General features: G+C 73.3%; 12 protein-coding genes. 7 read left to right on the top strand and 5 right to left on the bottom strand.

All coding sequences use genetic code 11. The annotated features are described in order from the left end of the window. Nucleotides 1-11: 11 nt before the first annotated feature. On the bottom strand, nucleotides 12-1,637 hold the full coding sequence (locus tag ABTZ54_RS02010) for a sensor histidine kinase (RefSeq protein WP_351656426.1): 1,626 nt from the start codon (nucleotides 1,635-1,637) through the stop codon (nucleotides 12-14). Nucleotides 1,638-1,838: 201 nt separating this feature from the next. On the opposite strand from ABTZ54_RS02010, the gene ctaD reads away from it, so the two are divergent. From ctaD to ABTZ54_RS02025, 3 genes are read left to right on the top strand one after another with little or no spacing between them, the layout of a single operon-like run. Next, entirely contained in the window at nucleotides 1,839-3,644 is a 1,806-nt protein-coding gene (gene ctaD, locus ABTZ54_RS02015; RefSeq protein ID WP_502997160.1) for an aa3-type cytochrome oxidase subunit I, read from the top strand. Continuing rightward, on the top strand, nucleotides 3,641-4,078 hold the full coding sequence (locus tag ABTZ54_RS02020) for a hypothetical protein (RefSeq protein ID WP_351655771.1): 438 nt from the start codon (nucleotides 3,641-3,643) through the stop codon (nucleotides 4,076-4,078). Before ctaD ends, ABTZ54_RS02020 begins: the two co-directional genes overlap by 4 nt. Nucleotides 4,079-4,117: 39 nt before the next feature. Further along, the gene (locus tag ABTZ54_RS02025; RefSeq protein WP_351655773.1) at nucleotides 4,118-5,371 is read left to right on the top strand and encodes a globin domain-containing protein; all 1,254 of its coding nucleotides are present in this window, start codon (nucleotides 4,118-4,120) and stop codon (nucleotides 5,369-5,371) included. A gap of 36 nt (nucleotides 5,372-5,407) precedes the next feature. On the opposite strand, the gene ABTZ54_RS02030 is transcribed toward ABTZ54_RS02025, so the two are convergent. Continuing rightward, nucleotides 5,408-6,514: an ABC transporter substrate-binding protein gene (locus ABTZ54_RS02030; protein ID WP_351655776.1), complete on the bottom strand. Its 1,107-nt coding sequence runs from the start codon at nucleotides 6,512-6,514 to the stop codon at nucleotides 5,408-5,410. Nucleotides 6,515-6,627: 113 nt separating this feature from the next. Between ABTZ54_RS02030 and ABTZ54_RS02035 the strand changes: the two genes are divergently transcribed. Continuing rightward, entirely contained in the window at nucleotides 6,628-7,260 is a 633-nt protein-coding gene (locus tag ABTZ54_RS02035) for a glyoxalase (RefSeq protein ID WP_351655779.1), read from the top strand. Nucleotides 7,261-7,268: 8 nt separating this feature from the next. Here ABTZ54_RS02035 and pspAB read toward each other — a convergent pair whose 3' ends face one another. Next, nucleotides 7,269-7,877 carry a PspA-associated protein PspAB gene (gene pspAB / locus ABTZ54_RS02040; protein ID WP_351655782.1) on the bottom strand — a complete coding sequence of 203 codons (609 nt, stop codon included), beginning with the start codon at nucleotides 7,875-7,877 and terminating at the stop codon, nucleotides 7,269-7,271. A gap of 10 nt (nucleotides 7,878-7,887) precedes the next feature. After that, on the bottom strand, nucleotides 7,888-8,799 hold the full coding sequence (gene htpX, locus ABTZ54_RS02045; RefSeq protein ID WP_351655786.1) for a zinc metalloprotease HtpX: 912 nt from the start codon (nucleotides 8,797-8,799) through the stop codon (nucleotides 7,888-7,890). Nucleotides 8,800-9,031: 232 nt separating this feature from the next. Here htpX and ABTZ54_RS02050 point away from each other — a divergent pair, with 232 nt between their 5' ends. Continuing rightward, nucleotides 9,032-10,279 carry a geranylgeranyl reductase family protein gene (locus ABTZ54_RS02050; protein ID WP_351656433.1) on the top strand — a complete coding sequence of 416 codons (1,248 nt, stop codon included), beginning with the start codon at nucleotides 9,032-9,034 and terminating at the stop codon, nucleotides 10,277-10,279. 23 nt (nucleotides 10,280-10,302) lie between these two features. Here ABTZ54_RS02050 and ABTZ54_RS02055 read toward each other — a convergent pair whose 3' ends face one another. Continuing rightward, nucleotides 10,303-10,560, bottom strand: coding sequence for a LapA family protein (locus ABTZ54_RS02055; protein ID WP_351655789.1), 258 nt, complete (start codon nucleotides 10,558-10,560; stop codon nucleotides 10,303-10,305). Nucleotides 10,561-10,699: 139 nt separating this feature from the next. Between ABTZ54_RS02055 and ABTZ54_RS02060 the strand changes: the two genes are divergently transcribed. Both ABTZ54_RS02060 and ABTZ54_RS02065 read left to right on the top strand, forming a co-directional pair. Then, nucleotides 10,700-11,545, top strand: coding sequence for a YhjD/YihY/BrkB family envelope integrity protein (locus ABTZ54_RS02060; protein ID WP_351655792.1), 846 nt, complete (start codon nucleotides 10,700-10,702; stop codon nucleotides 11,543-11,545). Nucleotides 11,546-11,740: 195 nt separating this feature from the next. Further along, nucleotides 11,741-12,721, top strand: a complete 981-nt coding sequence (locus tag ABTZ54_RS02065; protein WP_351655795.1) for a LysR family transcriptional regulator — start codon at nucleotides 11,741-11,743, stop codon at nucleotides 12,719-12,721. Nucleotides 12,722-12,828: the final 107 nt, after the last annotated feature.

Below are 12,828 nucleotides of genomic sequence, written 5' to 3' on the forward strand. Positions count from 1 at the left end.
CCTCCCGGCCGTCAGTCCTGGTGCAGCGGCACCGTCCACACCACCCGCGTGCCGCCGCCCGGGTCCTGGAGCTCCAGCGTCCCGCCGTACTGCTCGGCGCGTGAGCGCATGTTGAGCAGGCCGCCGGTCGGCGCCGCCGCCCCGAGGCCGACCCCGTCGTCCGTGATCGTGAGCACGATCCGGTCGGCCGGCTCCGGGACCGAGAGCACGACGTCCGCGCGGCCCGCGCGGGCGTGCCGGGCACTGTTGCTGAGGGCCTCGACCGTCACGGCGAGCACCTGCTCGGCGAGCTCCTCGGGGACGGCGGAGTCGACCGCGCCGGTGATCCGCAGCGAGGGCGGGAAGCCGAGCGACTGGGCCGCCAGCTGGACCGTCTCCGCCATCCGGCGGCGCAGCGCCGGACCGCCCCGGTCCTCGGCCGTCGTACGGAGCTGAAGGATCGTGGAGCGGATGATCTGGATCGTGGCGTCGAGGTCGTCGACCGCCCGCGAGACCCGCTCGGCCGCGCCCTGATCGCCGATCATGCGGGTCGCGCTCTGCAAGGTCATCCCGGTGGCGAACAGCCGCTGGATCGCCAGGTCGTGCAGGTCGCGGGCGATGCGGTCGCGGTCGTGCAGCACGGCCAGCTCCTCGGACTCGGCCCGTCTGCGGGCGAGTTCGAGCGCGATCGAGGCCTGGTCGGCGAAGCCGCTGAGCAGCTCCACCTCCGTGGCGTCGAACCCGGGCCGCCCCGCCCGCCGGGCCAGCCGCAGCGCCCCGCACACCGCGTCGGCGTCGTCGACGGGCAGCGGTACGGCGACCACGGGGCCGTGCTCCGGCGCGGCGGCCCCGTCCGCGCGCAGCGGCCGGGCCCGGGCGTCGGTGCGGACGTCCGCGCTGACGGCGGGCCTTCGCGTACGGGCGGCGAGACCCGCCAGCGAGCCGCCCGCCGGAAGGCGGGCGCCGAGCACCGTGTCGGCGGTGTCCCCGTCCGCGACCTGGACCGCGAGCTCACCGCCCGGCCCTCCCGGCAGCAGGATGGCGGCGAGATCGGCGTCGGCCACCTCCCGCGCCCGCCGCGCGATCAGCCGCAGCACCCGGTCCGGGTCGGTCCCGGCGAGCAGCGCCCTGGTGATCTCCGCCAGCGCTTCAAGACGGTGCTCGCGGCGCCTGCTGTCGTGGTAGAGACGGGCGTTGTCGATGGCGACGCCCGCCGCGGCCGACAGGGTCGTCAGGACCGCCTCGTCGTCGGCGTCGAATCCGCCGTCGCCGCGCTTCTCGGTCAGGTAGATGTTGCCGAACACCTCGTCCCTGATACGGATCGGCGCCCCCAGGAACGTACGCATCGGCGGATGGTGCGCGGGGAAACCGAAGCTGCTCGGGTGCCGGGTGAGGTCGTCGAGACGCAACGGGACCGGGTTGCGGATGAGTTCGCCGAGGATGCCGTGCCCGCAGGGCGCGGGACCGATGCGCGCGGCCAGTTCGTCGGCCATGCCCACCGGCAGGAACCGCGACAGCAGGTCACCGTCGCCGATCACCCCGAGCGCGCCGTACTCGGCGTCGGTGAGGGTGACGGCCGCCTCCACGATCCCGTGCAGGACCTGGGGGAGTTCGAGGTCGCGGCCGAGGTCCATGACCGCCGCGAGAAGGGCGTGCATCCGCTCGGGGACGTCGAGCCGTGGCAGGGGCGTGCCCGGGAGTGCCGCTGTGTCGGACATGCCTGCCTGCTCTGTCGGTGCCTTCTTGCCTCCGCAGATTACGTGACGGGGGAGGCCCGACCGCAGGGGCCGTTCGGCCCTGGTCCCGCTCGCGGGCGGGGACTGTTCGACCCTGTCGGCGGCGCGGCGGCGGCGAGAAGCATGGGCCGCGGCCGGGAGGCGGCACCCCATCCCCCGTGTGGACGCCTTCCGGCCGCTCCGAACAGATGTGAACAGGGAGGTCGTCGTCCGGTGGGCGAGGCAAAGAGCGTGCAGAGGCAGACCCGGCGACCGAGGGTCCCGGCCCCGCAGGACACGGGCGGCCCGCGCCCGGCCCGCGCCTCGTGGGTGGACTGGCTGACCACCACCGACCACAAGCGGATCGGCACGATGTACCTGGTCGCCGCGTTGTTCTTCTTCTGCGTCGGCGGCGTGATGGCCCTGGTGATGCGGGCCGAACTGGCCCGCCCCGGCACACAGATCATGTCGAACGAGCAGTTCAACCAGGCGTTCACGATGCACGGCTCGATCATGCTGCTGCTCTTCGCGATGCCGCTGTTCACCGGATTCGCCAACTGGATCATGCCGCTCCAGATCGGCGCCCCGGACGTCGCCTTCCCCCGCCTGAACATGCTGGCGTTCTGGCTCTACCTCTTCGGCTCGCTGATCGCCGCCGGCGGCTTCCTCACCCCGGGAGGGGCCGCCGACTTCGGCTGGTTCCTCTACGCGCCGCTCTCCGACGCCGTCCACTCGCCCGGCCTCGGCGCCGACCTGTGGATCATGGGCGTCGCGCTCTCCGGCTTCGGGTCGATCGCGGGCGCGGTCAACTTCATCACCACGATCCTGTGCATGCGGGCCCCCGGCATGACCATGTTCCGGATGTCGATCTTCACCTGGAACGTGCTGCTGACCTCGCTGCTCGTCCTGCTGGTCTTCCCGGTCCTGGCGGCGGCGCTGTTCGCCCTCGAATGCGACCGGAAGTTCGGCTCGCACGTCTTCGACGCGGCCAACGGCGGGGCACTGCTCTGGCAGCACCTCTTCTGGTTCTTCGGACATCCGGAGGTGTACATCCTGGCGCTGCCGTTCTTCGGGATCATCTCCGAGGTCATCCCGGTCTTCAGCCGCAAGCCGATGTTCGGTTACATCGGTCTGGTGGCCGCGACCATCGCCATCGCCGGTCTGTCCGTGACCGTGTGGGCCCACCACATGTACGTCACCGGCGGCGTGCTGCTGCCCTTCTTCTCCTTCATGACCTTCCTCATCGCCGTGCCGACCGGCGTGAAGTTCTTCAACTGGATCGGCACGATGTGGAAGGGCTCACTCTCCTTCGAGACCCCGATGCTCTGGGCCACCGGCTTCCTCATGACCTTCACCTTCGGCGGTCTCACCGGCGTCATCCTGGCCTCGCCGCCGATGGACTTCCACGTCTCCGACTCGTACTTCGTGGTCGCGCACTTCCACTACACGCTCTTCGGCACCGTCGTGTACGCGATGTTCGCCGGCTTCCACTTCTGGTGGCCGAAGTTCACCGGCAGGATGCTCGACGAACGCCTCGGCAAGATCACCTTCTGGACGCTCACCGCCGGCTTCCACGCGACCTTCCTCGTGCAGCACTGGCTGGGCGCCGAGGGCATGCCGCGCCGCTACGCCGACTACCTCGAAGCCGACGGCTTCACGGCCTTGAACACCGTCTCCACCATCGGCTCCTTCCTGCTCGGCCTGTCGTTCCTGCCGTTCTTCTACAACGTGTGGAAGACCGCCAAGTACGGCAAGAAGGTCGAGGCCGACGACCCGTGGGGCTACGGCCGCTCGCTGGAGTGGGCGACGTCCTGCCCGCCGCCCCGGCACAACTTCCGCACCCTGCCCAGGATCCGCTCCGAATCCCCGGCCTTCGACCTCCACCACCCCGAGATCGCCGCGCTCGACCGGATCGAGAACCGCCCGCACGAGACGGCGGACGCCCGGTGACGCCCGTCCTGGCGCTGGGCGTCGGCGCCGTGACCGCCGCGGGCTGCGTCTGGTACGTCCCCGCCCTCGTCGACCTGCGCGCCGGAGCCGACCGCCCCGCCTCCCGCCGCCTCGCGGCAGCCGCCTGCGTCACCGGATGGGCCACGGCCGCCCTGACCGCCCCGCTCCTCCTCGTACACCTCCCGGCCCCGCTCCTGCTCGCCGTCGTCGTGGCCGGCGCCACCGCGAGCGGCACCGTACGGACGTCGGCGATCGTCCGGCGGCGCCAGGAGGCGCGGGAGGCCGCGGCCTGCTGGGCGGCCCTCGACGGCCCCCCGCCCCGCGCGCGTACGCGACGCGAGCCCGGGGCGACAGGGTCGGACGACCCGGGAAAGGCAGGGCCGTTCGGCCCTCCGCCGGGGCCGGACGGCGGTGGGGGAGCGATGCGAAACTGACGTGCCCTCAGGCGGACTCGGCAAGGAGAGAGCCGGCACGTGAGCCCCACCACGAGCGACAGTTACGACGAATACCACACGCTCCTCGCGCGGCGGGACGCCATGCGGCTGCGCCGGCAGCTGCTTGCCCCGGCCGGCGGGGAGCGGTCGCCGGAACCCGTGCGCTCCTTCGAGGAGGCCGGCGACCGGGAGACGCTGCTGCGGACGCTGCCGCTGGTCACCCCGCTCCCCACCCTCATCGACCACCTCTACCGGGCGATGTTCGCCCAGCACCCCTACCTGCGCCGCCTGTTCCCCGCGTCGATGGACTTCCAGCGCGCCCACCTGGAACAGGCCTTCCGCTATCTGATCGAGCACGCGGACCGGCCCGAGGAGGTGACCGCCTTCTGCACCCGCCTCGGCCGCGACCACCGCAAACTGGGCGTACGGCCCGCGCACTTCGCGGCGTTCGAGACGGCGCTCGCCGAGGCCCTGCGCCGCAGCGCCGGAGAGCACTGGTCCGAGGAGCTGGCGGGGGCCTGGCTGCGGATGGTGCGGTTCGCCGTCTCGGCCATGATCGACGGCGCGAACCGGTCCCTGACCGAACCGGCCTACTGGAACGCGACCGTGACGGAGCACGAGGTCCAGGGGCCCGGTCTCGCCGTCCTCCGGGTCCGCACCGCCGAGCCCTACCCGTACCGGGCCGGCCAGTTCGCCACCCTCCAGTCGCCGCAACTGCCGCACGCCTGGCGGCCGTACTCCGTCGCCCGCGCGCCCCGGCCGGACGGCGAGCTGGAGTTCCACGTCCGCCGCACCGGACCCGGCGGGGTGAGCGAGGCGCTGGTGACGCGCACCCGCGTCGGCGACGCCCTGCGCCTCGGGCCCGCGCAGGGCGCCATGACCCTGGACGACGCCCCGGGGCCGAACGTCCTGATCGTGGCCGGCGGGACCGGATGGGCCACCGCCAAGGCGCTCCTCGACGGACTGGCCCTGCGCAGGACGCCGCCGCCCCCGACGCATCTCTTCCTCGGCGCCCGCACCCCGGCCGACCTGTATGACACGGTGGCCCTCACCGAGTTGGAGAAACGGCACTCCTGGCTGCGCGTCGTCCCGGTGATCGGCGTGGGCCCCGGCGCGCCGAACGGCGGCTCCCTGGGCGACACGGTGACCCGGCACGCCGACTGGTCGCGCCACCTGGCCTTCGTCAGCGGCCCGCCCGGCATGGTCGCGGACGTGGCGGGACGGCTCGTCGACGCGCACGTGCCCGCCCAGCGGGTGCTGCACGACCCGGTCGGGGGACCGGCCCGGACGTGACCCGGCGGCCCGCCCCCGGCCCGTCGCCCGCCGTTCTCAGAAGAGGACCCGGAAGCGGGCGGGGTCGGCCGGATCCCGGTCGACGACCTGGACCGGCGGCCACATCCACTGCCAGACGCCGATGCCCGGCGCACGGGTGAAGCGGATCGGCCCCCGGCTGCCCTCGACCGCCACGCGCGGCCAGGCGGCGGCGACGGCGGCGCGGTCCGTCCCGTACGAGCGGAAGACCTCGGCGAGGACGGCGACCGCGTCCCAGCCCTCGAAGGCGACGAACGAGGGCGCCTCGCCCAGCCGCTCGCGCAGCTCCTTCCCGACCCGCTCGCTCAGCGGACCCGGCCGCTCGGGCAGATAGCGCAGGAACGGGATCCCCGCGCCGTCCCCGCCCAGCGCCTCGGCCCACCCCGCGAACTCCGGCTGTCCGGCCGGGGCTCCGACGAGGAGCCCCGCGAGCCGAGGGTCGCTCCGCACGGCCCGGACGATCGGCACCGCCGGATCCGGCTGCCCGACCAGCAGGAGGAGCGCCGTCGCGCCGTGCTCGACGAGCGCGTCGCACAGGGCCTCGGGGGCGAGCGCGTTCGCGTCCAGCTCGACGACGGAGCCGCCGTGGGCGGCGAGGCGCTCCCGCAGCAGGCGGGTCCCGGACGCCCAGTAGACGCTCGGCTGGATCGCCACGGCGATCCGGGTCCGGCCCGCGCCGCGCAGGAAGTCCGCGTAGGTCCGCCAGCCGTGGGACTGCGCCGGGGGCAGGCGCGCGACCCACTCCGTCGGCTCCTCGGTGAGCGCGTCGAGCACCGCCGACGAGCAGAGGAACGGTACGCCGAGGGCGTCGGCGCGGGCGGCGGCGGCCCGTGCGACGACGCTGTGGTACTCGCCCGCCACGGCGGCCACGCCCAGACCGGCGAGCTCCGTCACGGCCGCCGTGGCCCGCTCCGGATCGGCCGCGGTGTCCCGGACCAGCAGCTCCAGCGTCCGGCCGTCGACACCGCCCGCCGCGTTGACCTCGTGGACGCCCAGTTCGAGCCCCGCGAGCAGATGCCGGCCCGCCTCGGTCCAGCCGGGCCGGGTGAGCGGGACGAGGGCGCCGATACGGAGCGAGGGCAGGTCCGTGCGCGGTGCGGCGGACGGCGGCTGTGGCGTGTTCATCGGGCGGTGTCCCCCCTGGACGATGCGGTGCCGATCATCATAGGGAGCCGTCGCGGGAGACCGATCAGGATTCGAGAAGCGCCGAAGGGGGCCCGGTCCCTACCGTTGAGGACATGGCAACCACCACTTCCTCCGCATCCACCGCGTCCCTCTCCTCCGTCACCCTTGAGGTGGCCGACCTGGACGCCGCCCACCGCTTCTACTCCGCCTTCGGAGTCGACACGCGCATCCGCCTGCGGGCGTCGGAGACGCCGACCGAAGGCTTCCGTGGCTTCGCCCTGGCCCTCACCGTGTCCGGGCCCGCCACCGTCGACGCCTTCGTCGACGCCGCCGTGTCCGCCGGCGCCACGGTGCTGAAGCCCGCCGCCAAGTCGCTGTGGGGCTACGGCGGCGTCTTCCGGGCCCCGGACGGCACGATCTGGAAGGTGGCGACCTCGGCGAAGAAGGACAACGGACCGGCCACCCGCGAGATCGACGAGATGGTCCTCCTGATCGGCGTGGACGACGTCAAGGCGACCAAGGAGTTCTACGTCGGCCGGGGACTCACCGTGGCCAAGAGCTTCGGCGGCAAGTACGCCGAGTTCGCCGCCCCCGCGTCCAGCCCCGTCAAGCTGGCCCTCTACAAGCACCGCGGCCTGGCCAAGGAGCTCGGCGTCCCCGCCGACGGCTCCGGCTCCCACCGCATCGTCCTCGGCGGCACCGGGAGCGCCTTCGCCGACCTCGACGGCTTCGTCTGGGAGGCGTAGCAGCCCCCTCAGTCGCCGCCCACCCCCGGGGCGCCCCAGAGGGGGAACCAGCGTTCCAGGTCCGGCTCGATCGCGAGGTCGCCCGCGAGCAGGGCCCTGACCTGGAGCTCCAGGGCGCTGTCCCGGCGCGTCGAGCCGTCGGCCCGAGGGGCGAACGGATAGAACGTGCCGCGCTTGTAGAGGTAGACGAGCGCGAGATCGTGATCGACGTCCGGTGCGTGGAACGCCGTCAGGGAACAGAGCAGATGCGGGCCGAAGCCCGACTCCTCCAGCAGGGTGTTGACGGCGTGCAGATCGTTCACCAGCGTGACGATGTCGTCGGGTGCGCGCCGGGCGCGGAGCCAGGTGTATCCGTACGCGTCCCCGGAGAACGTCACTGGATCGGAGGCCGAAGCGGCTTCCGCCTCCGCGTCGACGTCGAGTAGTGCCCGTACCTCCTCCTTCAGCCGGGTGAAGGCACCCCCCTCCACCCCCGCGAAGCAGACCGACCCCTCGCCGGTCGGGACGAAGCCGGTGCCGGCCTGGAGGGTGAGGGCGGCCGACGGCAGGGCGAAGAGCCGGTCGAGATCGGGCCGTACCGGCTTGCTGCGTCCGAGGAGGCTGTCGAGGATTCCCACGGGCCGGCCCTCAGACCCGGCCCAGGCCGTCGGAGATCCGGGCGAGCTGGTCGAGCCGCTGCTCCAGGGTGGGGTGGGTGGAGAGCAGCCGGCCCAGGCTCTCCTTCGAGGAGAAGGCCGGAGCGAACCAGAAGGCGTTGTACGGCTCGGCCTTGCGCAGGTCCTGGGTCGGGATCCGCGCCATCTCCCCGGACACCTTGGTCAGCGCGGACGCCAGCGCCGAGGGCCGGCCGGTGAGCAGCGCCGCGGCCCGGTCGGCGGCCAGCTCGCGGTAGCGGGAGAGCACCCGGGTCAGCAGGAAGCTGAGCACGTACACCGCTCCGCTGATCACGGGGACGAGGATCAGGGCGGCGGCCGCGTTGGCGTCGCGGCTGCGGCCGAGCCCGCTGTAGAGCGCGACCCGGGTCATCATCCCGGCGAGCACGCCCAGGAAGGAGGCGACGGTCATCACCGCGACGTCCCGGTGCGCCACATGGGACATCTCGTGGGCGAGGACGCCCTCCAGCTCCTCCGGTTCCAGACGGCGCAGCAGCCCGGTGGTGACGCAGACCAGCGCGGTCTTCTCGCCGCGCCCGGTGGCGAAGGCGTTGGGCACGTCGCTGTCGGCGATGGCCACCTTCGGCTTGGGCATGTCGGCCAGCGCGCAGATCCGGTCCACCGTGCCGTGCAGCTCGGGAGCCTGCTCGCGGGTGACCTCGCGCGCGCCCATGCCCAGCGCGGCGATCTTGTCGCTGAACCAGAACTGACCGACGAACAGCACGCCCACGATGAGCAGGATGACGGGCCAGGAACCGCGCAGCAGCACCAGCAGGACGCCGACGAAGACCACGTACAGCAGACCGATCAGGAACATGGTCGTCGCCATGCGGGTCGAGAGCCCCCGGTCGGGGGCGTAGCGCGACCGGGACCGAGTACTGGGCATCCGGACACCTTCTTCCGGGCCTGCGGGCGCGCGACGCACGCGCCCCCCACAGCCAGTGTGCCCCAGCCGGGTGGCGTACGAGGGTCCCGTGGTTTCACGCCCCGCCACGAGGTCTGGCGGCTCCGATCGGGGGCATAGTAGTGGCGTGATCACCAGAAGTGACGAGTCCGGTGACGGCCGCGACGGCGGCCGTGGGGGATCCGAGGGCGCCGCCCACGAGGAGGCGCAGGTCATCGTGGTGGGCGCGGGACCCGCGGGTTCCGCCGCCGCCGCGCACCTGGCGCGCGCCGGCGTGGACGTGCTGCTCCTGGAGAAGAGCGGCTTCCCCCGCGAGAAGGTCTGCGGGGACGGTCTGACCCCGCGTGCCGTCCTCCAGCTGATCCGGCTGGGCATCGACATCGACGCTCCGGGCTGGATGCGCAACAAGGGGATGCGCTGGGTCTGCGGCGGTCACCAGGTGGAGCTGGACTGGCCGCGCCTGGGCGCCCATCCCGACTTCGGGCTCACCCGCAGCCGGCACGACTTCGACGACCTGCTCGCCGCCCACGCGAGCGCGTCGGGGGCGCGGCTGCGCACCCAGGTGAAGGTGACGGGCCCGCTGACCGACCGGGCGGGCCGGGTCGTCGGCGTCTCCGCCGTGCGCGGTCCGGAGGGGGAGCCGGTACGGTACCGGGCCCCGCTGGTGGTCGCGGCCGACGGCGCCTCGGCGCGTACGGCGCTCGGCCTGGGGCTCGTACGGGACGAGAAGCGGCCCGTGGCGGCGGCGGCCCGGCGCTACTACCGCAGCGAGGCCCGCACCCACGACCCGTACCTGGAGCTCTGGGCCGACCTGCGCTGCCCCCGCACCGGCCTGGACCTGCCCGGCTACGGCTGGGTGTTCCCCCTGGGCGACGGGCGCGTCAACGTGGGTCTCGGTGCCCTGCCGCAGCAGCGCCACCGCCGGCCCGTGGACCTGCGGGCGGCCCTTGAGCACTGGCTGCCCCGGCTGCCCGAGGAGTGGGGGCTGTCCGAGGAGACCGCCGAGTCCCCGCTGCGCAGCGCGCCCCTGCCGATGGGGCTCAACCGGCGGCCGCAGTACCGGCGGGGCCTGCTCCTCGTGGGGGACAGCGCCGGCATGGTCAGCCCCTGGAGCGGCGAGGGCATCGCGCAGGCCATGGAGGCCGCCGAAGTGGCCGCGGAAACCGTCGCCCTGGCCCTTGCCCGTCCGGCGGGGCCGCGCAGGGAGCACGCGCTGCTCCAGTACCCGGCGGAGATCCAGCGCCGTTGGGCGCGCTACTTCCGGCTCGGCAACGTCGCGGGGGACCTGCTCTTCTCGCGGTTCGGCTACCGGCCGGTGCTGCACCCCCGTGTGATGGCCTCGCCGCAGCTGCTGGGCGTGCTTGCCCGGCTTCTGACGCATGTGGGCGACGAGCCCGCGCACGACGCGACCGACCGGCTCCTCCACGGGCTGCTGCGCCTGGTTCCCGTACCGCGCCGGTAGCCGGCGCCCGCGCGGGCGCGTCGTCAGCGGCGGGCACGGCGGCGGTACGCCATGAACATTCCCATGACGATGCCGACGAGGAGGGTGACCGTCAGGACGATCCACAGGGGGAGGGTGACCTCGGGGATCCAGAGCCTGATGGTGATCGAGCCGGTGTTGACGGCGATGAACCAGATGGCCAGGGCCGCGAGCACCAGCAGACCGATCGTGCGGAGCCGGACGTCCCTCCCCTTGACCGTCAGGGTGGAAGGGCCGTGCGCCTTCTCGGATTGCCGGGACATATGTCCAGTATGGTGAGGTTCGCCCGAATGGGCGACCTCGGCTCCGGCTCGCCGGGCCTTCGGTCGCCCCGGGTCGCCGGGCGGACCGGGGTCGAGTCCAATGGGCCAGGACCGGTCGGCGTAGGGCGAGGGAGGCGGGATGTCGTTGGCGGCCCGGGTGCGCGCCCTGCGCGGTGCGGCCGAGCGCCGCTTCCCGGTGGTCACGGAACTGACGGGCCGACTGGTGGGCGGGAACCTCCTCGACGCGGCCACCCGGCTCGCGGCCCAGGCGTTCCTGGCCGCCGTCCCCCTCCTCTTCGCCCTGGCGGCCTTCGCCCCGAACGGCGTGCGCCATCAGCTCCAGGAGTCGCTGCGCGCCATGTTCGGTCTGACGGGCGCCTCGGACGACCAGTTGAAGCAGGTCTTCGACAGCGGCGGCGCCACCGCCGACGGCCTGCGCGAGACCACGGGGCTGATCGGCGCGTTCGTGGCCCTGATCTCGGCCACCAGCTTCAGCCGGGCCATGGCGCGGGTCTGCGAGCGGGCCTGGGGGCTGCCCAAGGCCGGCACCCGGATCGCGGCCTGGCGATGGACGGTGTGGCTCCTGGCGCTGTGTCTGGTGGTGCTGTTCCAGGCGCCGATCAGGGACGGCTTCGGCGCCGGGGCCTGGCTGGGCATGCCCGTGTACTTCGTCGTGAGCGCCGGGGTGTGGCTCTGGACCCAGCACCTCCTGCTCGCCAACCGCGTCCCGTGGCTGCCCCTGCTGCCCGGCTCCCTGCTGGCCGCCGCCGCGACGACCGCCCTCGCCCTGACGGCCCGTCTCTACATGCCGACGGCGCTCAACAGGGCGCTCGCCGAGTACGGCTCCCTGGGACTCGTCCTGACGATGCTGTCGTGGCTCATCGGAGTGTGCGCGGCCCTCACCTTCGCGGTCACCATCGGTGCCGTGGTGGCCCAGGAACCGCCCCTGGACCGGTATCTCGGGACGCGGGACCCCGAAGGCTGATGCGGGGCACGGGCACGGGCAGGGCGCGGTGGCGCGATGCCGCTGCAAAGCCGTGGTGGGCGCGGCCAGATTTTGCCCGCCCGTGGTTGCCGCCCCGACCCCTCCGGCGGACTCTTGGTCACCATGCCCTCGGGCAACTGGTTCTGCTGGTCACGGGGGGTGCAAGGGGCCCTCCGCCCTGAGCGGGGAATGTTCATGCACCTCGAATTCCGGCACCTCCGTGTCCTGCTCACCGTCGCCGAGGCCGGCAGCATCCGCAAAGCCGCCGCGCGGCTTCAGCTGTCCCAGCCGGCCACGAGCGCCCAGCTGAAGCGGATCGAACACGAGCTGGGCGGCCCGCTCTTCGTCCGCAGCGCCGAGGGGGTGAAGCCGAACGAGAACGGCCAGTACGTGCTCCGCTGCGCACGCGACCTCGTGACCGGCTTCGACCGGCTGCGCGCGCACGCGCGGTCGACCGCAGAGGCGGACCGGGAGACAGCGGCGCCGCTGCGGGCGGGCGGCACCGCGGGCCCCCTGGTCTCGCTGCTCATCCCCGCCCTCTTCGAACTCGTCCCGGAGCGCCGGCTCAGCATCGACGCCCGCCGCTCGGTGCACACCCTAGTGAAGGCGCTGGGGCAGGCGAAATGCGACATCGCGGTGTTCGGCGAGTTCCCCGGGTTCCCTCTTCCCGTCGGCGAATCGGTGGCCACCCGTACCCTGCTGCGCGAGCCCGTCTTCGTCCTGCTCGCCGAGGAGCATCCGCTGGCCCGCCAGGAGACGGTCCGCCTGCGTGACCTCGCCGAGGAGGAATGGGTCATGCCGGAGGCGGACGAGAGCGGGGTGCACGCCTACCTCCATCTCACCTGCCAGTCGGCCGGGTTCACGCCCCGCATCGCCCATGTGACCTCGGACCTGTCCGTGGCGCGGATCCTGGTCGCCGGCCGGCGCGCCGTCTGCGGGGTGTGGCCGACCGCCGACGTCCCGGCCCAGGGCACCGTGCAGCGCCCGCTCGTGGACGTCCCGTTCCACCGGCGGCTCCAGCTCGCCTGGAACACGGAGACGGTGCCGCCCGAACTGGCCGAGGCGGTGGGTGAGCGCCTGCTGGCCGCCTACCTCGCGCTGGTGCGGCAGCGGCCCCCGTACCTGGCCTGGTGGGAGGGCGGCGGCGAGGAGTTCGCGCTGGGCGCGGAGAGCTGACGCCCCCGGCCCCCTATAACTCCCCGGCTATATCCCACCTGGGATCACGTCAGGAACATGTCACCTGGTGAACACTTCGCGTCAACGTCCCAGGACGTCGTCACCCC

It is taken from the genome of Streptomyces sp. NPDC094032 (assembly GCF_040303965.1).
Classification (GTDB): domain Bacteria; phylum Actinomycetota; class Actinomycetes; order Streptomycetales; family Streptomycetaceae; genus Streptomyces.

What these genes read in the sequence shown, in the direction of transcription:
- ABTZ54_RS02010 (WP_351656426.1), bottom strand. Translation starts at nt 1,637, where the DNA reads ATGCACGCCCTTCTCGCGGCGGTCATGGACCTCGGCCGCGACCTCGAA.
- ctaD (WP_502997160.1), top strand. Translation starts at nt 1,839, where the DNA reads ATGGGCCGCGGCCGGGAGGCGGCACCCCATCCCCCGTGTGGACGCCTT.
- ABTZ54_RS02030 (WP_351655776.1), bottom strand. Translation starts at nt 6,514, where the DNA reads ATGAACACGCCACAGCCGCCGTCCGCCGCACCGCGCACGGACCTGCCC.
- ABTZ54_RS02035 (WP_351655779.1), top strand. Translation starts at nt 6,628, where the DNA reads ATGGCAACCACCACTTCCTCCGCATCCACCGCGTCCCTCTCCTCCGTC.
- htpX (WP_351655786.1), bottom strand. Translation starts at nt 8,799, where the DNA reads ATGCCCAGTACTCGGTCCCGGTCGCGCTACGCCCCCGACCGGGGGCTC.
- ABTZ54_RS02055 (WP_351655789.1), bottom strand. Translation starts at nt 10,560, where the DNA reads ATGTCCCGGCAATCCGAGAAGGCGCACGGCCCTTCCACCCTGACGGTC.
- ABTZ54_RS02060 (WP_351655792.1), top strand. Translation starts at nt 10,700, where the DNA reads ATGTCGTTGGCGGCCCGGGTGCGCGCCCTGCGCGGTGCGGCCGAGCGC.
- ABTZ54_RS02065 (WP_351655795.1), top strand. Translation starts at nt 11,741, where the DNA reads ATGCACCTCGAATTCCGGCACCTCCGTGTCCTGCTCACCGTCGCCGAG.